The following is a 21,035-nucleotide window of genomic DNA, read 5'->3' on the forward strand; positions in this document are numbered from 1 at the left end:
TGGAATACGGCCCAGCGTCACTGCATGGTAGTCGGTGGGCTTGGCGCTTCTGGTCACTTGGTACAGACCTTGAGCGCGGGGCTTGCTGGCGGCGATGTTAAGCAAGCTATACGCACTTTAACCTCGGGGAGAACTTGGACCGATTGGGAAGAAGTCACTACCAGCCGTCATGGACCTTTTCGCGGCACGCAGGTCTACAAGACCAATTCTGGCGTCTTCACATGGACCGTGCCCCCTGGCGTGAAAAAGGTTTGGGTGACGGTGATCGGGGGCGGCGGAGGCGGTGGGCGCTCTGGTACCGCTGGCCAAGGGTCAGGTGGCGGCGGGGGCGGCGGCTTCGCGCAAAAGCTGGTCGATCTGACTGGAGTGACCAGCGTAACCGTTACCGTCGGTGCCGGCGGTGCCGGGGCCACTGTTGCTGGCGAGTCGGGCGAGACCGGCGCTACATCGTCTTTTGGTACTTACCTGTCTGCGACTGGCGGGGTCGGCGGCATGGGGAACTCGCCCGGTGGTACGCCAAACGGCCCCGGGGGTGGGGGTGTAGGCAGTGGTGGCGATTTCGTTTCCAGCCTTGGTGTAGGCCAAGTCGCTTATGGCGTGGTGGGCGGATCGGGTGGTGGCCCGGGCGGTCGCTGTACTCAAGGTAACTACCCAGGCAATGGCGGAGTAGGCCCAGGCGGCGGCGGTTCGGGCGCGTACTACGGCTATAACGGCGGCGTCGGTGCCGGCGGCAACGTAATCATTCAGTGGTGATCGGTATGTGGGCATTGATACAGGATGGCGTCGTTATGGAAACGACGGATATTGACCCTGACGGGCGCTATCACCCTGACCTAAATTGGCAGGCGTGTGAATCCGAGGTGCGGCCCGGCTGGCTGTTCGAGAATGGGGCCTTTGTTGAGCCGTTTGAGACGCTGGAGCAGCGAACGAGCGCTGAAAGGCAATGGCGCGACGCTGAGCTGGCGGCACGACAATGGCTGCGCGACCGTCACCGCGACGAGCAGGATTTGGACCGCGAAACCACCCTGTCAGCCGACCAGTTCGCCGAGCTGCTGGCCTACTTGCAGGATCTGCGCGACTGGCCCCAGTCAGATCAATTTCCCGTCGTCGAGCACAGGCCGGTCGCGCCGTCCTGGATCGCCGACCAATCCCAATAACGCCCCGCACCGACGGGGCGTTTTCTTTTCTGCTGTACCCCTAATGGCCTCGCTGACGCGGGGCCTTTTCATATCTGGAGAGTCTATGTCTGGCTTCTTTCACGGCGTTACCGTAACAAACGTTGACACCGGCGCGCGCACTATTGCCTTGCCGTCGTCCTCGATCATTGGTTTGGTCGATACCTTCACCCCGGCGCCAGCGCTTACCGCGCAGCCCAATGATCTGATGCTGATCACCAGCGAGCGCGAGGCGCTTGCCGCGTTTGGCCCTGACGCGGCGATCACCAAGGCTTGCCAAGCCGTCTTTACCCGTGCCAAGGCGGTGATTGTCGCCTGCGGCGTGGCCAAGCTCGAGGACGCGGCCGAGCAGACCTCGGCGATCATCGGCGGCACCTTGGCGGACGGCAAGCGGACCGGCCTGCAGGCGCTTCTCGACGGCAAAAGCCGCTTCAACGCCCAGCCGCGCCTGCTGGTCACCCCCAAGCACAGCGCGACCCAGGCGGTCGCTACTGCCCTGATCGCGCTGGCTGACAAGCTGCGCGCAATTGCCATCATCGACGGCCCCAACACCACCGATGAAGCGGTCATCGCCTACGCCGGCGAGTTCGGCGCCAAGCGCGCCTATATGGTTGATCCGGGTGTGCAGTACTGGGACACCAGCAAAAACGCCACGGTCGATGCACCAGGCTCGGCGTATGTGGCTGGGCTGTTCGCCTGGACCGACGCGGAGTACGGCTTCTGGGCCTCGCCATCGAACAAGGAATTCGTCGGTATCACCGGCACCGGTCGTCCGATCGAATTCCTCGACGGTGACGAAACCTGCCGAGCCAACCTGCTCAACAACGCCAACATCGCCACCATCATTCGCGACGACGGCTTCCGCCTGTGGGGCAACCGCACCTTGTCGGCCGACGCGAAGTGGGCCTTCGTCACCCGTGTACGGACCATGGATATCGTCATGGACGCGATCCTCTATGGCCACAAATGGGCGGTCGATCGCGCCATTACCGCGACCTACGTCAAGGACGTCACCGAGGGCCTGCAGGCGTTCATGCGCGACCTGAAGAACCAGGGCGCGATCATCAATTTCGAGGTGTTCGCCGACCCTGAGCTGAACACTGCCAGCCAGCTCGAGCAGGGCAAGGTGTACTGGAACATCCGCTTCACCGACGTCCCACCTGCTGAAAACCCCAACTTCCGCGTTGAAGTCACCAATCAGTGGCTGACCGAAGTCCTCGATTCCGTCGCTTAAGGAGCGCATCTACATGGCAATGATTCCCGAAACCCTGGCCAACCTGAACCTGTTCGTCGATGGCGTCAGCTTCCAGGGCGATGTACCCAGCCTGACCCTGCCCAAGCTCACCCTGAAAATGGAAGAGCACCGCCCAGGCGGCATGGACATGCCGGTCGAAATGGACCAAGGCATGGAGAAACAGGAGGCGGCGTTCACCACCACCGGTGTGCGCCGCGACGCCCTGAAGTTCTTCGGCCTGGCCGATGGCAGTGGCTTCAACGGCACCTTCCGCGGCGCCTTCAAAGGCCTCAAAGGCAAGATCAATCCGGTGGTGGTGACGCTGCGCGGCGCCCTCAAGGAAGTCGATATGGGCGACTGGAAGTCCGGTGACAAAGCTGAAATCAAGCACAGCGTGGCCGTGACCTACTACAAGCTCGAAGTCGATGGCCGACTGGTCTACGAGATCGATGCGCTGGGTATGAAGCGTGTGATCAATGGTGTCGATCAACTGACTGCGCAACGCATTGCGCTCGGCCTTTAAGGAGAAGCCCATGGCTCAAGCGAAAAAACTGCCGCAATGGCTGACCCTGAGCGCTGAACGCGTCAGCGTGCAGCTGTCCCGGCCCAGCCAGGCCAACGGCGTCCAGGTCGATAGCCTGTCGTTGCGCGCACCCACCGTGCGCGATATCCGCAACGCCCAGGCGGGTGGCGCCAATGATGACGAACAGCGTGAGCTGAACCTGTTCGCCTCGCTGGCCGAGGTCGGTATCAAGGACCTCGAAGGCCTGGCCCTGAAGGACTACAGCCGTCTGCAGGCGGGCTATTTTCGCCTGGTGCAGGACGACGAACTTTGACCCGGTCCGGCACAAGGCCGCTGCCAAGCGGCTGGCCAAGGAGCTGAACTTTTCCGCGAGCGAAATCATGACCATGTCGTACAGCGACATGGTCTGGTGGCTTTCGGAATGAGCAGGAGTAAGCCATGGCAGAGACAATAGGGCCATTCAACCTGGGGCGCAGCGTCAACTTCAGCCCGCCGCTGGGGGCTGCGCTTGACGCGCTGCGCATCAGCATCGATCTGTTACGCAAGCAAATGAATACCACCCGGCTCGGTCTGATCATCGGCGCGTGGACCGGTGTCGGGCCTGTGCTTGAACCGGGGCGCCGACTCGGCAGCTCGACCGAGCCGGACCCTTCGCAGGGGTCAGAGGCACAGCGTCTGACGCTAGCGCCTGTGAACGATCAGCTGGGTCGCCTGCATCAAAACTTGACCCGGCTGGACCAGGTGATATCCGGCCTGATCTGGGTCAAGCGGCAGGATCAGCCAGCGCAGTGGCGCGCGCCTTTGAAATATCCCTTTGGGAAGAGTGCCTCACCCGTGCCAGAGCAGCGCTCCGCTGAGGGGGCGCCGAATCTCGAAACGCCTAAAGTAAGTGGGTCTTTCAGCCCGCCGCTGGGGGCTGCGCTTGACGCACTGCGCATCAGCATCGATCTGTTACGCAAGCAAATGGATACCACCCGGCTCGGTCTGATCATCGGCGCGTGGACCGGTGTCGGGCCTGTGCTTGAACCGGGGCGCCGAATCGGTAGTTCGACCGAGCCGGATCATTTGCAGGGGCCAGGCGCACAGCGTCTTAAGCTAGCTCCTGTGAACGATCAGCTAGGTCGCCTGCATCAAAACCTGACCCGGCTGAACCACGCAATTTCTGGACTGGCTTTGGTCGATCAGCGGACATCCAGCTCGCCGGCGGATGACTCATCCAACTCGCAGCAGCGCTCCGCTGCGGGAGCGGAGGAACTCGCACCGGCTGCGGCGGGAGAGGCTGAACAAGCCAATACGCTGCCAGTGTATGCGGCAGTTGCCACCATTGTTGCTGGCGTAGGCCATGTATTGAGCCAACAAGCTCCCGCAAAGGATCAACAGCAGGCGGTAAAGGCCGGGAAAAAAGTTTTCAAGGACAACGCGTTCGAGGCTTTGCTCGGTGTTGGCAAGGCATGGGCCACAGGCGAGGATGGCAAGGAGCAAGCCGAAGAGGTTGGTGCAGTTGCGGGAGGGTTCGGCGGGAAATTAATCGGAACAGCATTGGGAGTCCTTTTTTCCAAGAAAGAGCGAGTTCAACAGCGCTCCGCGTCGGTCGGCAGCGCCTTGGGTGAGGTGTTGGGTCGACTGGTAGGCCGCGACGTGTTCAATTCTTTCCAGGACCAGCCAAAGTCGGCTGCTGCCAAAGCCCAAGCAGCCGCGCAAGCAGATGAAGCAAACCCCGCAGTTGCAGGGCAACAGGGACAGGAGCCACACGATAAGAAAGTTGAGAGGAATACGACGTCACCGAAACTTGACTGCAGTTGTCTAGGCCGCCTGGGTCAGTCTGCAGTTGTTCCTACTGCCGTTACATTTGGCCGTTCGTCCGCCCGGCCGCGAGCAGCTGGACTTGGTCGGGCGCTCAGTCTTGCGGCAGCAACAGCATTCAGTGTGATGCCAGTCAAAGATCGGCCCGCTGCAACACCTGCTCGTTCAAACAAAAAGCGTGGCCGGAAAAGTGCTTCAGGTACTGCGCCAGGCCGGTCGCGACGTGGCGCTGCCAAGGTCGGCACCAGCTCACCTCTCGGCCTGCCACAGACAGTCTTGAAAAAGCTGCCAGGCCTGGCGCTGCTGGGCACCACCCTTCAACTCGCCGACACCTACAGCAGTAATGCCACGCCTGAGCAGAAGCTCGAAGGCTATGGCACTGCTCTGGGCGGCTTGGGCGGAGGCTTGGCCGGCGCTGCAGCGGGCGCTGCAATCGGCTCGGTGGTGCCAGTGATCGGCACCGCCATCGGCGGGCTGGTTGGCGGCGTGCTTGGGAGCATGGGTGGCGAGCAGGTTGGCGGCTGGTTGGCCAGGCTCGTGACCTCAGACACCCCCCCAGCAGAGCAGGCTGCGGCCCATCGCGAATCCGACCCGGCGACATCACTTGGAGACGCGTCCCGATCGTTGGCCGAGTGCGCCAAGCAGCCAACGCTGTTGACCGATCCCGCACAGACCGCGCCAACAGCACCCACTCCCACTATCAATCAGCAAGTCACCTTCACCGCGAATATGCCGGTCACCTTCAACAACAGCCTCTATGACCCCAGCACGCTGCACCAGTTGGAGGCGATAGCCCGTGGTCAGCTGGAAGAGCTGATGCGTCAGGCCCGCGCAGTGCAGATGTTTGAAACACCCCACGTTTCAATTTGAGGACCACTCATGAACTATCAGGAACAGCTGCAGGCTGGCCTGCACGCGCTGGTCAAGGCGGGCGAAGCGGGGCGTCGGCGTGCCGACGCCATGCTCGAGCCGATGGATCAGGCCATCGACCATGTACAAGGCGCCGTCGCCAGCCTGGAGGGTCTGCCGGTAGTGGGGCCGGCGATCGGTGCGCGCCTGCAACGCAGCTTGCGCGCAATCACCTCGGCCCAGGCCAAGGTGGCCAAGGTCATCGACAAATACGATCAGACCCTCAGCGTGGTGCGCCAGGTGCGTGATCGCCTCGGCACCTTCGCCGAGCAAGTGGACAAAGCCGGGGCCGCGGTGCGTCGGGTGGTGGGGGGCGTGCGCGCGGCAGTTACCGGCGCACTCTCGACCCTGGGCTTCGCCCCCGACAGTACCCCGGCAGCGGAGGCGGTCAAGCCGTTTGCCCACCTGCTCGTGTTGCAACCGCTCAAGCCCGGCGCCGCGGCGTACTACTTCAACCTGGATACCGCCGCCTTCGACCAACTGCGGCGGCAGACTCGCTTTCGCTGGGCGGGCCAGGAGCGCCTAAGCCGCGCCAGCGCGCAACAGGCGGTGGGCCTCGGCGAGGAGACCATCAGTATCCGTGGGGCGATCTTCCCCACCTTCAAAGGCGGGCTCGGCCAGTTGCAGGCACTGCGCAGCATCGGTCGGCAATTGCTGCCGCTGTCGTTGATCAGCGGGTACGGCGAGGTGCTTGGCAACTGGTGCCTGACCAGCGTTGAAGAAGAGCAGAGCAGCCTGCTGGCCGGCGGAATCCCGCGTAAACAAACCTTCTCACTGGAGTTCATCAGCTATGGGCAAGACCTGCATGACGTCTGAGGGGGACCTGCTCGACAGCCTCTGCCAGCACTATTACGGCCACCTCAACGGCAGCGTCGAGGCAGTCCTGGCGGCCAACTCCGGCTTGGCAGATGAGACTCAGCCGTTTGCCGGCGGGGTGCTGATCAGTTTGCCAGAGCTCCCGCACGCCGCCGCCGGCACAACGGTCCAGTTGTGGGACTGACCCTGCTTCGGAGCCACCCCCATGCAACCAAAGTTTCGTATCGTTGCCGACGGCAACGACATCACCACGCTGATCAACCAGCGCCTGCTACTGCTGCGCACCAGCGACAAGCCGGGTATGCAGTCGGATGATTTCGAACTGCGTATCGACGCCCGCGACGGCGCACTTGCATTACCTTCCCGAGGCGCCTCGATCGAGGTTCATCTCGGCTATGCCGGGCAACCGCTGACCCGGCTTGGGCGCTTTACGGTCGATGAAGTCGAGCTGTCCGGCCCGCCTGACACTCTCGTCATCCGCGGCAAGGCCAGCGACCTTTGCGGCAGCGGCAAGACCACCCGCAGCGGCAGTTGGGAAGCACTGCCGCTGCAACGGATCGTCAGTGAAATTGCTGCGCGTAACGGCTGGCAGGCGGTGTGCCCGCTGACCGTGCTGGTCGCGCGGGTCGACCAGTACGCGGAGTCTGATCTGGCCTTCATCACGCGTCTGGCGCGGCTCTACGATTGCACCGCCAAACTTGCCAACGGCCAGTTGCTGGTGCTGCCTCGCCAGGCTGGCAAGAGCGCCAGCGGCAAGCCGCTTGGCGTGGTCACGCTTGACCGCAGCATGGTCAGTAAATGGCAGTTTCGGCTGGATGACCAGCAGACCCACAAGGCCGTACGTACCCGTCACCAGGACCCTGCCAGCGGCGCGCTGCAGGTGGTCGAGCTGGCTAACAGCGCGGTGTCGCCGGACGACCAGCCGGTGCATACCGACCGCCACGTCTACCCCAATCGCGCCGCTGCCGAACAGGCCGCCAGGGCGCGGCTGGCCAGCTTCAACCGTGGCACCGCCAGCCTGCGCCTGGAGATGGCCGGACGAACCGATCTGTTTGCCGAGCGCAGCATCGAAACCAGCGGCTTCTGCGCCGGGCTGGACGGGCTGTACCTGATCGATTCAGTTGAACAGCTGTTCACCAACAGCGGTTGGCAGACCACGGTGCACTGCAATGGAGGCAGCGAGGGCAAATCCAACAGTAAGGGCGTCGCGCCGCGGCGAGGCACGGCTATCAAGGTCTGAGCAACGTGTGCGCGGCTCATCGTCGCGGCTCAAGCCCAAGACCTCGTCCTGGGCTTTTTTTGTTAAACAAGGAGGTGCAGCATGCTTACCGAAGGCCAACTCAGCCAGATATTTCCCCTCGCCGGCCAGCGGGTCGGCACCTTTCTCGCAGCGCTCAACGAAGCTTTGCCGCGTTGGCAAATCGATCATCCGAGGCGCATCGCGGCGTTTCTCGCACAGATCGGCCATGAATCCGGCCAACTGCGCTATGTGAAGGAGCTGGGTGGCGATCGCTACCTATCCCGTTACGACACCGGCAGCCTTGCGCGGCGTCTGGGTAATACGCCGCAGGCTGACGGTGATGGCCAGCTGTACTGCGGTCGCGGCCTGATTCAGATCACCGGCCGCAACAGTTATCAGGCCTGTAGCCGGGCCCTGTTTGGCGATGAGCGCTTGCTGGCGCAGCCGCAGTTGCTCGAACAACCGCGCTGGGCCTGCGAGTCGGCGGCCTGGTTCTGGCATTCACGCGGGCTCAACGCGCTGGCGGATCGCGGCGAGTTCAACCGCATCACCCGTCTTATCAATGGCGGCCTGAATGGCCTGGACGATCGCCTGGCGCTGTGGGCGCGAGCACGCGAGGTGCTCTGTTGAGCCGCAGTTGGCTGGGGCTCTGCCTGCTGCTCATGCTTGCATCCGCTTTGCTGGCCTGGCAGGTCCAGGGGTGGCGTTACGGTCGGCAGTTGGCCGACCAGGCTACCCGCCACGCCCAACAGATGCGTCAGCAGGCTGATGCACTGGCCGATCAGCTGCTCGCCGAGCGCGCCCGACAGCACGACCTGCAGCAGCGTCTACAGGCCAGCGAATCGCGATATTTTCAGGAGCTTTCCGATGCCCAACAAATTCAGGCTCGCTTGCGTGATCGGCTTGCCACTGCTGATCTGCGGTTGTCGGTTCTGGTCGAGCGCGACAGCGCTTGCGCCACTGTGCCCGCCGCCAGCGCCCCCGGCAGCGTGGATCATGGCGCCGTACGCGCCCGACTTGAGCCAGCGCATGCTCGACGAATTATCGCCATCACCGATTTCGGCGACCGCGGATTGATCACATTGCGTGCCTGCCAGGACTACGTCCGCGAACTCACACGCTGACCCCTTGTCTGACCCTCTCAGGGTGATAGGGTAGGGCGCATTCCCGTCAGGAGCCGACCATGGACCCGATCACCGTTCTTTCAAGCAGTCTGGGCGAGCACCTGCAGCAGCTCAATGCGCAGGTCACCACCGCCGAATCTTGCACCGGTGGCGGCATCGCCGAGGCCATCACGCGGGTTGCCGGCAGTTCGGCGTGGTTCGAGGCCGGCTACGTGACCTATTCCAATAGCCAGAAGACTCGCCAGTTGGGCGTGCCAGCGCAGTTGTTCGAGCAGGTGGGCGCGGTTAGCCGCGAGGTTGTCGAAGCCATGGTGCGGGGCGCGCAAGCCGCCAGTGGCGCGCGCTTTGCCGTGGCCGTCAGCGGTGTGGCCGGGCCAGGCGGCGGTTCAGCAGAGAAACCGGTCGGCACCGTCTGGCTGGCCTGGGCTGATGGCGACCGCGTCAGCAGTGTGCGCAAGCACTTTGCCGGCGACCGTGAAGCGGTGCGCCGACAAACGGTGATCGCCGCGCTAGACGGCTTGTTACAGCTTGGCACCGAGTAAATTGCCAACAGGGGTTTGCTCAGGCGCCTTGCTGTGGAATAATACTGGCTACTTATACAGTTATTCGGGCCGTCAGGGCCAGTCGATCACGTGAGGATTTCAATGGACGACAACAAGAAGCGCGCCTTGGCTGCGGCCCTGGGTCAAATCGAACGTCAATTCGGTAAAGGCGCGGTCATGCGCATGGGCGATCAGGATCGCCAGGGCATGCCTGCTATTTCCACCGGCTCGCTGGGCCTGGACATCGCGCTGGGCATTGGCGGTCTGCCGAAAGGCCGTATCGTCGAAATCTACGGCCCAGAGTCTTCGGGTAAAACCACGCTGACCCTGTCGGTCATCGCTGAAGCGCAAAAAGCCGGCGCCACCTGCGCCTTCGTCGATGCCGAGCACGCGCTGGATCCAGAGTACGCCGGCAAGCTGGGTGTCAACGTCGAAGACCTGCTGGTCTCGCAGCCGGACACCGGCGAGCAAGCGCTGGAAATCACCGACATGCTGGTGCGTTCCAACGCAGTAGACGTGATCATCATCGACTCCGTGGCAGCGCTGGTACCCAAGGCTGAAATCGAAGGCGAAATGGGCGACATGCACGTGGGTCTGCAGGCACGTCTGATGTCTCAGGCGCTGCGCAAGATCACCGGCAACATCAAGAACGCCAACTGCCTGGTCATCTTCATCAACCAGATCCGGATGAAGATCGGCGTGATGTTCGGCAGCCCGGAAACCACCACCGGTGGTAACGCGCTGAAGTTCTACGCTTCGGTACGTCTGGACATTCGCCGTACCGGCGCGGTCAAGGAAGGCGACGAAGTAGTCGGCAGCGAAACCCGCGTCAAGATCGTCAAAAACAAGGTTTCGCCGCCGTTCCGTCAGGCCGAATTCCAGATTCTGTACGGCAAGGGTATCTACCGTAACGGCGAGATCATCGACCTGGGCGTTGCCCACGGCATGATCGAGAAATCCGGTGCCTGGTACGCTTACCAGGGCAACAAGATCGGTCAGGGCAAGGCCAACGCCGCCAAGTACCTGCAAGACAACCCGGCCGTTGGTGCAGACCTCGAGAAGCAGATCCGCGACAAGCTGCTCAACCTGGGTGCTGTTGCTGCAGCCGGCAAAGCAGCCGCTGCTGCCGAGCCAGCGGGTGCCGACGCCGACGCAGAAGCTTGACCGATGCCCGCCGTACTCGACACCCCGGTTGCGGTTCGGCGGACAGCCATGGACCTGCTCGCGCGCCGCGAGCATGGTCGCGTGGAGCTGACGCGCAAGTTGCGTCAGCGCGGTGCTACAGATGACCTGATCGAGCCTGCGCTCGATCGGCTCACCGAAGACGGCTTACTCAGTGAAGCCCGTTATCTCGAGAGTTTCATTGCCTATCGTTCCAACGCCGGTTATGGCCCTGCACGTATTCGTGAAGAGCTGACCCAGCGTGGCCTCAACCGTGCTGATGTCGAGCAGGCCCTGCGTGACAGCGGGGTGAACTGGGCTTCACGGTTGCAGGATGTCTGGCAGCGCAAGTTTGCCGGGCAGCTCCCTCATGATCCGCGCACTCGCGCACAGCAAACCCGCTTTCTGGTCTACCGTGGCTTTGCCATGGACATGGTCGGCCGCCTGTTGAACGGCCGAGACCTGGACGACTACTGAATTTCCCTGATCAACTGGCTTTCAGCGCTTGGCGGGCTCGTTGAGTGGTTTGTATCGGCTCTGGCCTGGCCCAGTTTTCGCTAAGGTTGATAAAGTCGATCAGCTCCCGCAAGCGTCCTTGGTCACGCCCGGTGAAGGCGAAGGTGAGCCGGGTCAGATGATCAAAGCTATCCACTTCGTGTTCTGCGCTGGCATCGGCTTGCTGCTGGAATGTGCCGCTCAGGCGTAGATCGGCAAATGCCTCTTGGGCGTCGAACAGCGCGGCCTCGCTGAGCGGGTGATGCATGCGAATGACGAATTGATTCTTCAGCCAGCGGCTGGAGTGGTAGTTGTTGTAGAACTGGGTGATCTCTTCCACCGCCTCGTCAGCGCTGTGCACCAGCCGCACCAACTTCAGGTCACGGGGCAGAATGTAGTGGTTCTCTTCAAGTTGCCGGCTGATAAACGTCAGGCAATCTCGCCAGAACGTCCCTCCGGGAGAGTCCAGCAGCACCACCGGCACCAATGGGCTTTTGCCCGTCTGGATCAGGGTCAGGACTTCCAGTGCCTCATCGAGCGTGCCGAAGCCGCCGGGGCAGAGCACCAAGCCGTCCGCTTCCTTGACGAAGAACAGCTTGCGGATGAAGAAGAAGTGGAACGGCAGCAGTTTGTCGGTGCCATCGACGGTGGCATTGGCGTGTTGCTCGAAGGGCAGGGTGATATTGAATCCCAGGCTGTTCTCGGTGCCGGCACCCTCATGTGCCGCGGCCATGATGCCGCCGCCGGCACCAGTGATCACCATCAGCTCATTGCGCGTCAGGCAGGCACCCAGTTCGCGGGCGAGTGCGTACATCGGGTGCTCCAGCGGCGTGCGCGCGGAGCCGAATACGGTGACTTTGCGCCGACCACGGTAGCGCTCGAGGGTGCGGAAGGCGTGGTCGAGTTCGCGCAGGGCCTGCAGGGTGATCTTGGCGTTCCAGCGGTTGCTGTCGTCCTGTGCCATGCGCAGCACGGTCAGCATCATGTCGCGGTAGAGCGGCAGGTTGGTGCTGTTGGGAGCCACCTGTTGTAACTGTAGGTCGATGTTGCTCAGATCGATGCCGCTGTTCTTGAAGTGGGTCAACAGAAGCTCGTTGGCTTGGTAGGGCATACAACTCCTCCTTGTGCAGCAGGACCTTCAGTGCCGGTTTCTACCAGGCGGCGCATGGGCCGGGCTTGGCAAAAAGGCACAAGGGCTGAATAACAATTTAGACGTTGTGGCGTGATTGTGCTGGAGCAGTCCGCTGGTCGGGACGCGAGCCACTGCCAGTGCGATGCTGTTCACTTGAAGTGCGGGGCAGTCACTTGCAACCAGCAGCACAGCGCCAGGCGCGGGAGGTGGCCAGATGCATCGTTTGGTTATCGAAGTCGACCAACAGCTATACCGGCTGCTGGAAAACGCTGCGCGCGCGCATCACTGGAGTCTGGAAGTCGAGTGCCGGCGCCGGTTGGGCGGCGCAGAAGGGCACTCGAGGTATCTGCAGGCGTTGCTGGCAGAGTTGCGCGCTGAAGACGAGCAGCGGCGCGCCAAGTGAGGCCGTCAGCGGCAGACGATCACTTCTTCTTGTTGCCGGCCGTGCAGCTGGCAGCATCAAAGGCCTGGTCCATGACCGGGCTGTTGCTCTTGTACACCGTGAAGCGGTAAACCAGCACCGCGCCTTTGGACAGCAACTGACGGTAGCCATTGTTGCGGCAAACGCTGTCGCCCAGTTGGCTGCGCACCTGCTGCGGGTTGCTCTGCATGCGCTCGGCATGCTCCTGGCGTACGCTCAGGTGGTTGATCAGCGCTTTACCTTCAACGGTGTAACCCTGATCGAGGATGTCTTCGTTGATAGCGCGAGGGGTGCCGACGCTGCTTTCCTTGGCGACCTTCTGCAACAACTGAGTCAACTCATACTCTTGCTTGGACGCGGCCTGAGCTGCGATGGGCAACATGAGCAGCAGGCTCAAGGTCGGGACGATAACACGCAGCATGGATCTCTCCTGATTCAATGACTGGCGCTTTGACCGGCACCTGCGGCTGGCGTTCCGTTGGCGCCGAGTGCTTGATTATAAGGCGCGCAGGCGCTGCACGGCAAAACAGCGCTGCTCTGATAGACTGGCGCCTTCGATTTGTGCCGAGTTGTTGAAGTGATCATCGTTAATCTGTCCTGCGGTGTGGCCTCGTGAGCCATGCGGTGGCGCGGCTGCGCGCCGAGCGCCTGGCCCGTAGCGTCAAACCCTTTTTAGCCCGTGGTTCGCGCGCGGTGCGCTGCGCCCACTGTCGGGTCATTGCCAGTCACTGCCTGTGTGCGCTGAAGCCTACCGTCACGGCTGAAGCGGGCGTGTGCCTGCTGATGCATGACACCGAGCCATTGAAACCGACCAATACCGGTTGGTTGATCGCTGATTTGATCGAAGACACCTCGGCCTTTGGCTGGCAGCGCACGGCGGTCGATCCCGCCTTGTTGGCGCTGCTGGAACAGCCGCAGTGGCAACCGTACATCGTCTTCCCCGGCGAGTTCGTCGCCGAGCAGCGGGTGGTCAATGAGGTCAGCCTGCCGCCCGGCAAGCGACCGCTGTTCATCCTGCTCGACGCGACCTGGACCGAAGCGCGCAAGATGTTCCGTAAAAGCCCGTATCTGGACCGCTTCCCGGTGCTCAGCCTGGAAGCCGAACAGATGTCGCGCTACCGGCTGCGCCGCTCCAAGCGCGATGATCACTTCTGCACTGCCGAAGTGGCGGCGATGTGCCTGGAACTGGCTGGTGACGTGCGTGCGGCGCAAGCACTGGATGCCTATCTGGACGTGTTCAGCTTGCATTACCTGAGCGCCAAGCGGCATTTGCCGCTGGACCTGCAGGATGAACCGCATCAGCGCTTGCATACCTTTCTATAGTCCAAGGGGCAGCCGGCCGGGTTTGCTTCATAATGACGAGCACCGTGCCTCGGCACAGAACAGGATCGATTGATCGATGGCCACTTACGAAATCCTCATCGCTGATGACCACCCGCTGTTTCGCAGCGCCTTGCGCCAGGCGGTCACGCTGGGCCTGGGCCCGGACGTGCGGCTGGTCGAGGTGGCGAGCATCGCCGAGCTGGAAACCCACCTCGGCGACAAGTCCGACTGGGATCTGGTCCTGCTCGACCTGAACATGCCAGGCGCTTATGGCTTCTCCGGCCTGGTTCTGCTGCGCGGGCAGTATCCGCAGATTCCGGTAGTGATGGTCTCGGCCCAGGAAGAAGCGGCGGTGGTGGTCAAGTCGCGCGAGTTTGGCGCCAGTGGCTTCATTCCCAAGTCGAGCACCCTCGAGCAGATCCAGGACGCCGTGCAAAAAGTTCTCGATGGTGAGGTGTGGTGGCCGCCACAGGCATTCGAGAAAGTCGATGTTTCAGCCGAAGCCAAAGCCGCCAGTGAAGGCCTGGCAAGCCTCACGCCGCAGCAATTCAGGGTGCTTACCATGGTTTGCGAAGGTTTGCTGAACAAGCAGATTGCCTACGAGCTGAGCGTCTCCGAGGCGACCATCAAGGCCCACGTCACGGCGATCTTCCGCAAGCTCGGCGTGCGTACCCGGACCCAGGCCGCGCTGCTGCTGCAACAGCTTGAATCAGTTGCCAGCAATTAAAACCTGCGGCTTCACGCTTTTTTGACCCGGCTCCGGCTAGCCTTCTGGCCTTTTTCTCGTGAAATGACACCCATGTCGCCATTCAAAGGCCAGACCGGCCTTAAACGTATCTTCAACGCCGCCGGCTATTCGCTGGATGGGCTGCGCGCAGCATTCAAAGGCGAAGCGGCCTTTCGCCAACTGGTGCTGCTCAATGTGGTGCTGGTGCCAACTGCCTTCTGGCTGCCGGTCAGCCGCGCCGAGCGGGCCATCATGATTGCCGTGTGCATGCTCGGGCTGATCGTCGAGCTGTTCAATTCGGCGATCGAAGCGGCCATCGACCGCATCTCGCTGGACCGCCACCCGCTGTCGAAAAACGCCAAGGACATGGGTAGCGCTGCCCAGTTCGTGTCGCTGTTGATGGTGGCGCTGGTCTGGGGCGTGATCCTGCTCTAGGCAATCGGCGGTAGGACGATCTCGTCGCTGCGACGCACACCGGCGGTGAAGTTGCGGCACAGTTCAAGAAACTCGCGCATGGCTGAGGTCTGGTACTTCTGCTTGTGCCAGATGAAGTAGAACTGCCGCGACAGATCCAGCTCCGGTGTTTCCACGGCGACCAGGCTGCCACGGCGAAATGCATCGCGCAGGGCCAGCCGCGAGATACAGCCAATGCCCAGCCCCGACTCGACTGCGCGCTTGATCGCTTCGGTGTGTTCAAGCTCAAGGCGGATGTTCAGGTTGGCGCGGTGGTGGCGCATTTCCTGATCGAACGTCAGCCGCGTGCCCGAGCCCTGCTCGCGCAGGATCCACGCCTCCTGGGACAGTGTGGCAATGTCTGCCCGGCCAGCCTTGGCCAGTGGATGCTGCGGTGCGCAGAACACCACCAGCTCGTCCTCGACCCACGGCTGCACCTCAAGGTCGGGGTGGTTGCAGTCACCTTCGATCAGACCCAGATCAATTTCGTAGTGGGCAACCTGTTGCACAATGTGCGCAGTGTTCTGTACATGCAGTTTGACCTGGCTCTCCGGATGCATCTGCATGAAGCTGCCGATCAGCAAGGTTGCCAGGTAATTGCCGATGGTCAGGGTTGCCCCCACCGACAGTGAGCCGAAACCGGACTTGCCGTTGAGCAGGTCTTCGATTTCCTTGGCCTGGTCGAGCAGGGCCACTGCCTGGGGCAGCAATTGGTGACCCAGTGCATTGAGGCTCAGGCGTTTGCCGGCGCGGTCGAACAACTGGCAGCTGGACTGGCGCTCCAGTTCGGTCACCGAAGTACTGGCCGCCGATTGCGATAAAGCCAGTACGCCGGCGGCTTTGGACACGCTCTGGTGCTGGGCTACCGCGACAAAAACCTGCAGTTGACGAAGTGTAAAACGCATATCTATATAACCGATAAGACATATCTTGATAATCAACTTAACAGATATCGTCGCTGCCCCTAAACTATTGCGTAACTGTGCGCTTGGTCCGCGCTGCGTCTTTCTTCAGGAGCCACCTTAGATGAGCAACATGAACCACGAACGTGTCCTCAGTGTTCACCACTGGAATGACACCCTGTTCAGCTTCAAGTGCACCCGCGATCCGGGCCTGCGCTTCGAGAACGGTCAGTTCGTGATGATCGGTCTGCAGCAAGAAACCGGCCGTCCGCTCATGCGCGCCTATTCGATTGCTTCGCCGAACTGGGAAGAGCATCTGGAGTTTTTCAGCATCAAGGTGCCGGATGGCCCGCTGACCTCGCAGCTGCAGCACCTCAAGGAAGGCGATGAGATCATCATCAGCAAAAAGCCTACCGGCACCCTGGTACTGGATGACCTGAACCCGGGTAAGCACCTGTACCTGCTCAGCACCGGCACTGGCCTGGCGCCGTTCATGAGCGTCATTCAGGACCCGGAAACCTACGAGCGCTTTGAAAAAGTGATCCTGGTTCACGGTGTGCGCTACGTGAATGAAGTCGCCTACCGCGAGTTCATCACCGAGCACCTGCCGCAGAACGAGTTCTTCGGTGAGGCGGTACGTGAGAAGCTGATCTACTACCCAACCGTTACCCGCGAGCCGTTTGAAAACGAAGGCCGCCTGACCGACCTGATGCGTAGCGGCAAGCTGTTCAGCGACATTGGCCTGCCACCGATCAATCCACAGGACGACCGTGCGATGATCTGCGGTAGCCCAAGCATGCTCGATGAAACCAGCGAAGTGCTCGACAGCTTCGGTCTGAAGGTGTCGGCGCGGATGCGCGAGCCGGGTGACTACCTGATCGAGCGCGCTTTCGTCGAGAAGTAAGGCGAGCGCGACAAAAAACGCAGACCGAGGTCTGCGTTTTTTTATGCCTGAGATTTGCCCGGTGGCCGCCTGCGGTCAGCTGTCGAGGGTGACTTCCAGCACCTGGATCCGGTCCAGTTGCGGGTAGTGCCAGCGTACCTGTACATCCCAGAACTTGACCCCGTAGACGCGCTCCGGTGGCGGTACCTGGTAGGCCGGACGCGGGTCCTGGGCCAGACACTGCTCAATCAGCTCAACCAGCGGCTCACCCAGGCGCAGCGCGTGCTCACGGGCTTGCAGCAAGGCCGCATCAGCCCAGGCCACGCTGATCGGTGCAGGCGCCGCGCTGGCCATCAGGTTGATCGCATCGCTGACGCAATCTGCGTAGGGCACGTACGGCTTGATATCCAGCACTGGCGTGCCGTCGAGCAGGTCGATCCCGGACAGCAACAAGCGCCCAGGCTCTACCCCTTCCAGGCGCACCACTGACTGGCCGATACCGTTGGGCCGATGCGTGGCGCGGGTGGCGAACACGCCCATGCTCTTGTTGCCGCCCAAGCGGGGAGGGCGGACCTTGAGCCGTGGCTTGTCTTCCAGCGCCTGGTGAAACAGAAACAGCAGCCAGACATGGCTGACCTGCTCCAGGCCTGCCACCGCATCACCCTGATCGAACGGCGGCAACAGCTCGAGCACGCCACGCGCCGCCGGTGCCAGCTGAGGCTGGCGGGGGATGGCGAACTTCTCCTTGAAGCAGGAGCGGACAATGCCAACCGGCGCAACGCTATGCTGCATGCTCACTCAGCCGTGCACGCGCTGGGTCAGGCCCTTGAGGAAATTGCGCAGCAGTTGGTCGCCGCACGGGCGGTAATTGTCATGGCCAGCCTTGCGGAACAGGGCGCTCAGCTCTGGCTTGGTCACCGGGAAGTCGACCGACTTCAGAATCGCGTGCATGTCGTCTTCTTTAAGCTCGAAGGCGACCCGTAGTTTTTTCAGGACGGCGTTGTTGGTCACCGGTACTTCGATCGGCTGCGGTGGGCGCGACTCGTCGCGGCCGCGGCGATGGATCACCAGGCCATCGAGGAAGTGCGCCATGACTGCGTCCGGGCAACGCACATAGCCTTCCTCTTCTTCTTTCTTCATGTAGCTTGCGACTTCGTCGGCGGACACGGTAAGGCCGGACAGGCCGACGATCTCGATGATCTTGGCGTCATTGACCTTGAGCATGTAGCGCATGCTGCGCAGGACGTCATTGTGGTTCATTGTTGCAAATCCTGTTCAAAGCCGCGCCGAGCTGGCGCGGCGGTATTCCTTAGAAACGTTCGGTTGCTGCTACGTAGCGCCATTGGCCCAGCGGCAGCTTGCCCATCGACACACCGCCGACGCGGATGCGGCGCATGCTGACGATCTCCAGCTTCAGGCTGGCGCACAGGTCGCTGATATCGCCGCGCTGCGGGTTCTTCACAACCATGCGCAGGTGGGTTTCGTTCTGCCAGCTGGCCTTGGCCTTGGGCAGTTCGCGATCATTGCGCGACACGCCACGGGCAAGCCGCTCAAAGGCTTGCGGGGTGGCTTCACCGCGCACCTCGATGATGAATTCCTGCTCGAGCTTGCGCAGGTCGCGTTCGATCTTGCCGCTGACCTTCCAGTCCTGGGTGAACAACTGCAAGCCGCTGACGCCGCGCTCCAGCGGCGCCATGCAGGTCAGCCGGGTGAAGTGGCTGTGCAACGGGCGCACATCCTGGCTGTGGGCTTCGCTGAGGGTAGCCATGACCATGCTCGCGCGGGCGCTTTCCGGATCCATCCCGGCGGGTTGATTGAGCAGCAAGGTCACCAGTGCCGGCGCCTCGGCGCGGGCCCCTGGCAGCAGGGCGACCTGCTGGCCCTCGACCTTGAACTGGGGCTGCTCGACGACCAGGCCATCCACCGTCACCCAGCCGCCTTCGATGTACTGCTCGGCCTCGCGGCGGGAGCAGCCGAGTTGCTCGATGAGGCGTTTGGACAGGCGTACGGGTTCAGACATGGAGACGATTCGCTAAAGGCAGATTAAGACCTGCCATTGTACCTGCCCGCGCGTTGTTGAGGGCCGGGAATCTGCTGCTTTAACGGTGTTTGTCAGCACCGTGGTCGCCACTGCGGTCGCGCAGACGAAGGTGCAGCAAGGGATACGGCTGACCGAGGCCGTCCTGCTCCGAGCGTCCGATAATTGCAAAGCCCTCGTGCAGGTAGAAGCCCAGCGCCTGCGGGTTTTGCTCGTTGACGTCCAGATGGTCGGCGTTCAGTTCGCTGATGGCGTGGCGCAGCAGGCGCTTGCCGACACCTTTGCCGCGGTGCTCGGGGCCGACGAAGAGCATGGCGACCTGACCATTGGCGACCCCGGCGAAGCCGAGAATGCGCTGACGCACGTCCTTGCAGCAGATCAGCATGACCGCATCGAGGTACTTGGCTAGGATGTGATCGCGCAGCAGCAGGATGTAGGCATCCGGGAGAAAGTCGTGGGTGGCGCGGACCGAAGCTTCCCAGACGCGGATCAGTTCCGGGTAGTCGCTGGCGCGAGGAGTTTGCAGGGTGAACAGGGCTGGCATCGCGGCAGTCTCTGGTGCTGATTGCAGAACCATAGATGCTTAGTGCAGGCTTTGCTGGTTGGGGCCGCAATACGGCCCCAAGCAATCGTCAGACCGGCTCGGCCCACATGTCGTATTCGTCGGCATCCACGATCCGGCAACGGACCTTGTCGCCCGGCTTGAAGCCATGGTCGCCATCGATGAACACGCTACCGTCGATCTCTGGGGCATCGAAGAAGCTGCGGCCAACCGAGCCTTGTTCTTCGACTTCGTCGATCAGCACTTCGATCTCACGACCGATGCGCAGTTGCAGACGGGCGGCGCTGATGGCTTGCTGATGGGCCATGAAACGGTCCCAGCGGTCCTGTTTGATGTCGTCCGGCACTTCATCCAGGCCCAGATCGTTGGCCGGCGCGCCTTCGACCGGCGAGTACTGGAAGCAGCCGACGCGGTCGAGCTGGGCTTCGGTCAGCCAGTCGAGCAGGTACTGGAAGTCTTCTTCGGTCTCGCCCGGGAAGCCGACAATGAACGTTGAGCGGATCACCAGCTCAGGGCACTGCTCGCGCCAGTTCTTGATCCGCGCCAGGGTGCGGTCTTCGAACGCCGGGCGCTTCATCGACTTGAGCACTTTAGGGCTGGCGTGCTGGAACGGGATGTCCAGGTACGGCAGGAGCTTGCCAGCGGCCATCAGCGGAATCACGTCGTCGACGTTCGGGTATGGATACACGTAGTGCAGACGCACCCAGACGCCCAGGCTGCTCAGCGCTTCGCACAGCTCGAGCATGCGGGTCTTGACCGGGCGGCCGTTCCAGAAATCGGTCTTGTACTTGACGTCGACGCCGTAGGCGCTGGTGTCCTGGGAGATCACCAGCAGCTCCTTGACCCCGGCCTTGACCAGGCGCTCGGCCTCGCTCAGCACGTCACCTACCGGGCGGCTGACCAGCTTGCCGCGCATCGACGGGATGATGCAGAAGCTGCAGCTGTGGTTACAGCCTTCGGAGATCTTCAGGTAAGCGTAATGACGCGGGGTCAGCTTGACGCCTTGCGGTGGCACCAGGTCGATCAGCGGATTGTGGTCCTGGCGCGGTGGCACCACTTCATGCACGGCGTTGACCACCTGCTCGTACTGCTGCGGACCGGTGACCGACAGCACGCTTGGGTGCACGTCACGAATGTTGCCCTCGGCGACGCCCATGCAGCCGGTGACGATGACCTTGCCATTGGCTTTGATCGCTTCGCCGATCACTTCCAGCGACTCGGCCTTGGCGCTGTCGATGAAGCCGCAGGTGTTGACCACCACGACGTCGGCGTCCTCGTAGGTCGGCACGACTTCATAGCCTTCCATGCGCAGCTGGGTGAGGATGCGTTCAGAGTCGACCAGAGCCTTGGGGCAGCCGAGCGAAACGAATCCTACCTTGGGCACGGTAGAAGCGGGGGTGGTGGACATAGCTAACCTCGGTATTGAATGCGGCTGCAGCGCCGGTGGCGCAGCAATCGTGACGGGCGCTAGCGGCGCCTCTGATCAAAAAGTGCGCAATTCTAGCGAGCACAAGGTCGCTTGACCAGCAGAAATACGACGAACGCTGCGCTATGCTTCGCGCCATTGCAGCG

The 21,035-nt window shown here is 62.1% G+C and carries 26 protein-coding genes; 18 read left to right on the top strand and 8 right to left on the bottom strand.

The features are described 5' to 3' along the window. Positions 1–758: 758 nt before the first annotated feature. The 13 genes from ACIOAU_RS01730 to recX all read left to right on the top strand — a co-directional run bounded on the left by ACIOAU_RS01730 (position 759) and on the right by recX (position 11,004). Positions 759–1,157, top strand: a complete 399-nt coding sequence (locus ACIOAU_RS01730) for a hypothetical protein (protein ID WP_401179563.1) — start codon at positions 759–761, stop codon at positions 1,155–1,157. Positions 1,158–1,242: 85 nt separating this feature from the next. Next, positions 1,243–2,409, top strand: a complete 1,167-nt coding sequence (locus ACIOAU_RS01735) for a phage tail sheath subtilisin-like domain-containing protein (RefSeq protein WP_401179566.1) — start codon at positions 1,243–1,245, stop codon at positions 2,407–2,409. Between the two features lie 13 nt (positions 2,410–2,422). Further along, complete coding sequence (locus ACIOAU_RS01740; protein WP_101317328.1) at positions 2,423–2,932, top strand: phage major tail tube protein; 510 nt, start codon at positions 2,423–2,425, stop codon at positions 2,930–2,932. Positions 2,933–2,942: 10 nt separating this feature from the next. Further along, positions 2,943–3,245 (top strand): phage tail assembly protein, encoded by a 303-nt coding sequence (locus tag ACIOAU_RS01745; protein WP_101317330.1) that lies wholly within the window; start codon positions 2,943–2,945, stop codon positions 3,243–3,245. A 125-nt stretch (positions 3,246–3,370) separates the two neighbouring features. Then, on the top strand, positions 3,371–5,605 hold the full coding sequence (locus ACIOAU_RS01750) for a hypothetical protein (protein ID WP_401179571.1): 2,235 nt from the start codon (positions 3,371–3,373) through the stop codon (positions 5,603–5,605). Between the two features lie 9 nt (positions 5,606–5,614). Further along, positions 5,615–6,460, top strand: coding sequence for a phage tail protein (locus ACIOAU_RS01755; RefSeq protein WP_101317334.1), 846 nt, complete (start codon positions 5,615–5,617; stop codon positions 6,458–6,460). Further along, positions 6,435–6,644, top strand: a complete 210-nt coding sequence (locus ACIOAU_RS01760; RefSeq protein ID WP_401179574.1) for a tail protein X — start codon at positions 6,435–6,437, stop codon at positions 6,642–6,644. The genes ACIOAU_RS01755 and ACIOAU_RS01760 overlap by 26 nt, the downstream gene beginning before the upstream one ends. Before the next feature lie 21 nt (positions 6,645–6,665). Then, the gene (locus ACIOAU_RS01765; protein WP_401179577.1) at positions 6,666–7,700 is read left to right on the top strand and encodes a phage late control D family protein; all 1,035 of its coding nucleotides are present in this window, start codon (positions 6,666–6,668) and stop codon (positions 7,698–7,700) included. 81 nt (positions 7,701–7,781) lie between these two features. Beyond that, the gene (locus ACIOAU_RS01770) at positions 7,782–8,330 is read left to right on the top strand and encodes a glycoside hydrolase family 19 protein (protein WP_101317340.1); all 549 of its coding nucleotides are present in this window, start codon (positions 7,782–7,784) and stop codon (positions 8,328–8,330) included. Beyond that, positions 8,327–8,824 (top strand): lysis protein, encoded by a 498-nt coding sequence (locus tag ACIOAU_RS01775; RefSeq protein ID WP_258197111.1) that lies wholly within the window; start codon positions 8,327–8,329, stop codon positions 8,822–8,824. Before ACIOAU_RS01770 ends, ACIOAU_RS01775 begins: the two co-directional genes overlap by 4 nt. A gap of 59 nt (positions 8,825–8,883) precedes the next feature. Continuing rightward, entirely contained in the window at positions 8,884–9,366 is a 483-nt protein-coding gene (locus ACIOAU_RS01780; protein ID WP_101317344.1) for a CinA family protein, read from the top strand. A 102-nt stretch (positions 9,367–9,468) separates the two neighbouring features. Further along, a complete protein-coding gene (recA, locus tag ACIOAU_RS01785; RefSeq protein WP_101317346.1) occupies positions 9,469–10,530 on the top strand; it encodes a recombinase RecA in 1,062 nt (353 codons plus the stop codon). 3 nt (positions 10,531–10,533) lie between these two features. Further along, positions 10,534–11,004, top strand: coding sequence for a recombination regulator RecX (gene recX / locus ACIOAU_RS01790; RefSeq protein WP_101317349.1), 471 nt, complete (start codon positions 10,534–10,536; stop codon positions 11,002–11,004). Between the two features lie 10 nt (positions 11,005–11,014). On the opposite strand, the gene ACIOAU_RS01795 is transcribed toward recX, so the two are convergent. After that, a complete protein-coding gene (locus ACIOAU_RS01795) occupies positions 11,015–12,133 on the bottom strand; it encodes an LOG family protein (protein WP_401179583.1) in 1,119 nt (372 codons plus the stop codon). 235 nt (positions 12,134–12,368) lie between these two features. On the opposite strand from ACIOAU_RS01795, the gene ACIOAU_RS01800 reads away from it, so the two are divergent. Then, a complete protein-coding gene (locus ACIOAU_RS01800; protein WP_101317353.1) occupies positions 12,369–12,557 on the top strand; it encodes a hypothetical protein in 189 nt (62 codons plus the stop codon). Positions 12,558–12,576: 19 nt separating this feature from the next. Here ACIOAU_RS01800 and ACIOAU_RS01805 read toward each other — a convergent pair whose 3' ends face one another. Beyond that, positions 12,577–12,996: a quorum-sensing-regulated virulence factor family protein gene (locus ACIOAU_RS01805; protein ID WP_101317355.1), complete on the bottom strand. Its 420-nt coding sequence runs from the start codon at positions 12,994–12,996 to the stop codon at positions 12,577–12,579. A 191-nt stretch (positions 12,997–13,187) separates the two neighbouring features. Between ACIOAU_RS01805 and ACIOAU_RS01810 the strand changes: the two genes are divergently transcribed. The 3 genes from ACIOAU_RS01810 to ACIOAU_RS01820 all read left to right on the top strand — a co-directional run bounded on the left by ACIOAU_RS01810 (position 13,188) and on the right by ACIOAU_RS01820 (position 15,060). After that, entirely contained in the window at positions 13,188–13,898 is a 711-nt protein-coding gene (locus tag ACIOAU_RS01810; protein ID WP_401179587.1) for a tRNA-uridine aminocarboxypropyltransferase, read from the top strand. Between the two features lie 76 nt (positions 13,899–13,974). Then, on the top strand, positions 13,975–14,625 hold the full coding sequence (gene erdR / locus ACIOAU_RS01815) for a response regulator transcription factor ErdR (RefSeq protein ID WP_101317359.1): 651 nt from the start codon (positions 13,975–13,977) through the stop codon (positions 14,623–14,625). A gap of 63 nt (positions 14,626–14,688) precedes the next feature. Continuing rightward, on the top strand, positions 14,689–15,060 hold the full coding sequence (locus tag ACIOAU_RS01820) for a diacylglycerol kinase (RefSeq protein WP_178080749.1): 372 nt from the start codon (positions 14,689–14,691) through the stop codon (positions 15,058–15,060). On the opposite strand, the gene finR is transcribed toward ACIOAU_RS01820, so the two are convergent. Then, positions 15,057–15,983, bottom strand: coding sequence for a LysR family transcriptional regulator FinR (finR, locus tag ACIOAU_RS01825; protein WP_101317363.1), 927 nt, complete (start codon positions 15,981–15,983; stop codon positions 15,057–15,059). The genes ACIOAU_RS01820 and finR overlap by 4 nt on opposite strands. 121 nt (positions 15,984–16,104) lie before the next feature. Between finR and fpr the strand changes: the two genes are divergently transcribed. After that, positions 16,105–16,884 carry a ferredoxin-NADP reductase gene (fpr, locus tag ACIOAU_RS01830; protein ID WP_103436354.1) on the top strand — a complete coding sequence of 260 codons (780 nt, stop codon included), beginning with the start codon at positions 16,105–16,107 and terminating at the stop codon, positions 16,882–16,884. 75 nt (positions 16,885–16,959) lie between these two features. Here fpr and tsaA read toward each other — a convergent pair whose 3' ends face one another. From tsaA to rimO, 5 genes are all read right to left on the bottom strand, one after another. Beyond that, positions 16,960–17,655: a tRNA (N6-threonylcarbamoyladenosine(37)-N6)-methyltransferase TrmO gene (gene tsaA / locus ACIOAU_RS01835; RefSeq protein WP_101317367.1), complete on the bottom strand. Its 696-nt coding sequence runs from the start codon at positions 17,653–17,655 to the stop codon at positions 16,960–16,962. Between the two features lie 6 nt (positions 17,656–17,661). Next, a complete protein-coding gene (locus tag ACIOAU_RS01840; protein ID WP_101317369.1) occupies positions 17,662–18,123 on the bottom strand; it encodes a DUF1456 family protein in 462 nt (153 codons plus the stop codon). A gap of 49 nt (positions 18,124–18,172) precedes the next feature. Next, a complete protein-coding gene (locus tag ACIOAU_RS01845; RefSeq protein WP_401179594.1) occupies positions 18,173–18,883 on the bottom strand; it encodes an rRNA pseudouridine synthase in 711 nt (236 codons plus the stop codon). A 79-nt stretch (positions 18,884–18,962) separates the two neighbouring features. After that, a complete protein-coding gene (locus tag ACIOAU_RS01850; protein ID WP_101317373.1) occupies positions 18,963–19,445 on the bottom strand; it encodes a GNAT family N-acetyltransferase in 483 nt (160 codons plus the stop codon). An 88-nt stretch (positions 19,446–19,533) separates the two neighbouring features. Beyond that, positions 19,534–20,871, bottom strand: a complete 1,338-nt coding sequence (rimO, locus tag ACIOAU_RS01855; protein WP_101317375.1) for a 30S ribosomal protein S12 methylthiotransferase RimO — start codon at positions 20,869–20,871, stop codon at positions 19,534–19,536. Between the last annotated feature and the right edge of the window lie 164 nt (positions 20,872–21,035).

The organism is Pseudomonas sp. NPDC088322, assembly GCF_044740745.1.
GTDB classification, from domain to species: Bacteria; Pseudomonadota; Gammaproteobacteria; order Pseudomonadales; family Pseudomonadaceae; genus Aquipseudomonas; species Aquipseudomonas shirazensis.

What these genes read in the sequence shown, in the direction of transcription:
- ACIOAU_RS01730 (WP_401179563.1), top strand. Translation starts at nt 759, where the DNA reads ATGTGGGCATTGATACAGGATGGCGTCGTTATGGAAACGACGGATATT.
- ACIOAU_RS01735 (WP_401179566.1), top strand. Translation starts at nt 1,243, where the DNA reads ATGTCTGGCTTCTTTCACGGCGTTACCGTAACAAACGTTGACACCGGC.
- ACIOAU_RS01740 (WP_101317328.1), top strand. Translation starts at nt 2,423, where the DNA reads ATGGCAATGATTCCCGAAACCCTGGCCAACCTGAACCTGTTCGTCGAT.
- ACIOAU_RS01745 (WP_101317330.1), top strand. Translation starts at nt 2,943, where the DNA reads ATGGCTCAAGCGAAAAAACTGCCGCAATGGCTGACCCTGAGCGCTGAA.
- ACIOAU_RS01750 (WP_401179571.1), top strand. Translation starts at nt 3,371, where the DNA reads ATGGCAGAGACAATAGGGCCATTCAACCTGGGGCGCAGCGTCAACTTC.
- ACIOAU_RS01755 (WP_101317334.1), top strand. Translation starts at nt 5,615, where the DNA reads ATGAACTATCAGGAACAGCTGCAGGCTGGCCTGCACGCGCTGGTCAAG.
- ACIOAU_RS01760 (WP_401179574.1), top strand. Translation starts at nt 6,435, where the DNA reads ATGGGCAAGACCTGCATGACGTCTGAGGGGGACCTGCTCGACAGCCTC.
- ACIOAU_RS01765 (WP_401179577.1), top strand. Translation starts at nt 6,666, where the DNA reads ATGCAACCAAAGTTTCGTATCGTTGCCGACGGCAACGACATCACCACG.
- ACIOAU_RS01770 (WP_101317340.1), top strand. Translation starts at nt 7,782, where the DNA reads ATGCTTACCGAAGGCCAACTCAGCCAGATATTTCCCCTCGCCGGCCAG.
- ACIOAU_RS01780 (WP_101317344.1), top strand. Translation starts at nt 8,884, where the DNA reads ATGGACCCGATCACCGTTCTTTCAAGCAGTCTGGGCGAGCACCTGCAG.
- recA (WP_101317346.1), top strand. Translation starts at nt 9,469, where the DNA reads ATGGACGACAACAAGAAGCGCGCCTTGGCTGCGGCCCTGGGTCAAATC.
- recX (WP_101317349.1), top strand. Translation starts at nt 10,534, where the DNA reads ATGCCCGCCGTACTCGACACCCCGGTTGCGGTTCGGCGGACAGCCATG.
- ACIOAU_RS01795 (WP_401179583.1), bottom strand. Translation starts at nt 12,133, where the DNA reads ATGCCCTACCAAGCCAACGAGCTTCTGTTGACCCACTTCAAGAACAGC.
- ACIOAU_RS01800 (WP_101317353.1), top strand. Translation starts at nt 12,369, where the DNA reads ATGCATCGTTTGGTTATCGAAGTCGACCAACAGCTATACCGGCTGCTG.
- ACIOAU_RS01805 (WP_101317355.1), bottom strand. Translation starts at nt 12,996, where the DNA reads ATGCTGCGTGTTATCGTCCCGACCTTGAGCCTGCTGCTCATGTTGCCC.
- erdR (WP_101317359.1), top strand. Translation starts at nt 13,975, where the DNA reads ATGGCCACTTACGAAATCCTCATCGCTGATGACCACCCGCTGTTTCGC.
- ACIOAU_RS01820 (WP_178080749.1), top strand. Translation starts at nt 14,689, where the DNA reads ATGACACCCATGTCGCCATTCAAAGGCCAGACCGGCCTTAAACGTATC.
- finR (WP_101317363.1), bottom strand. Translation starts at nt 15,983, where the DNA reads ATGCGTTTTACACTTCGTCAACTGCAGGTTTTTGTCGCGGTAGCCCAG.
- fpr (WP_103436354.1), top strand. Translation starts at nt 16,105, where the DNA reads ATGAGCAACATGAACCACGAACGTGTCCTCAGTGTTCACCACTGGAAT.
- tsaA (WP_101317367.1), bottom strand. Translation starts at nt 17,655, where the DNA reads ATGCAGCATAGCGTTGCGCCGGTTGGCATTGTCCGCTCCTGCTTCAAG.
- ACIOAU_RS01840 (WP_101317369.1), bottom strand. Translation starts at nt 18,123, where the DNA reads ATGAACCACAATGACGTCCTGCGCAGCATGCGCTACATGCTCAAGGTC.
- ACIOAU_RS01845 (WP_401179594.1), bottom strand. Translation starts at nt 18,883, where the DNA reads ATGTCTGAACCCGTACGCCTGTCCAAACGCCTCATCGAGCAACTCGGC.
- ACIOAU_RS01850 (WP_101317373.1), bottom strand. Translation starts at nt 19,445, where the DNA reads ATGCCAGCCCTGTTCACCCTGCAAACTCCTCGCGCCAGCGACTACCCG.
- rimO (WP_101317375.1), bottom strand. Translation starts at nt 20,871, where the DNA reads ATGTCCACCACCCCCGCTTCTACCGTGCCCAAGGTAGGATTCGTTTCG.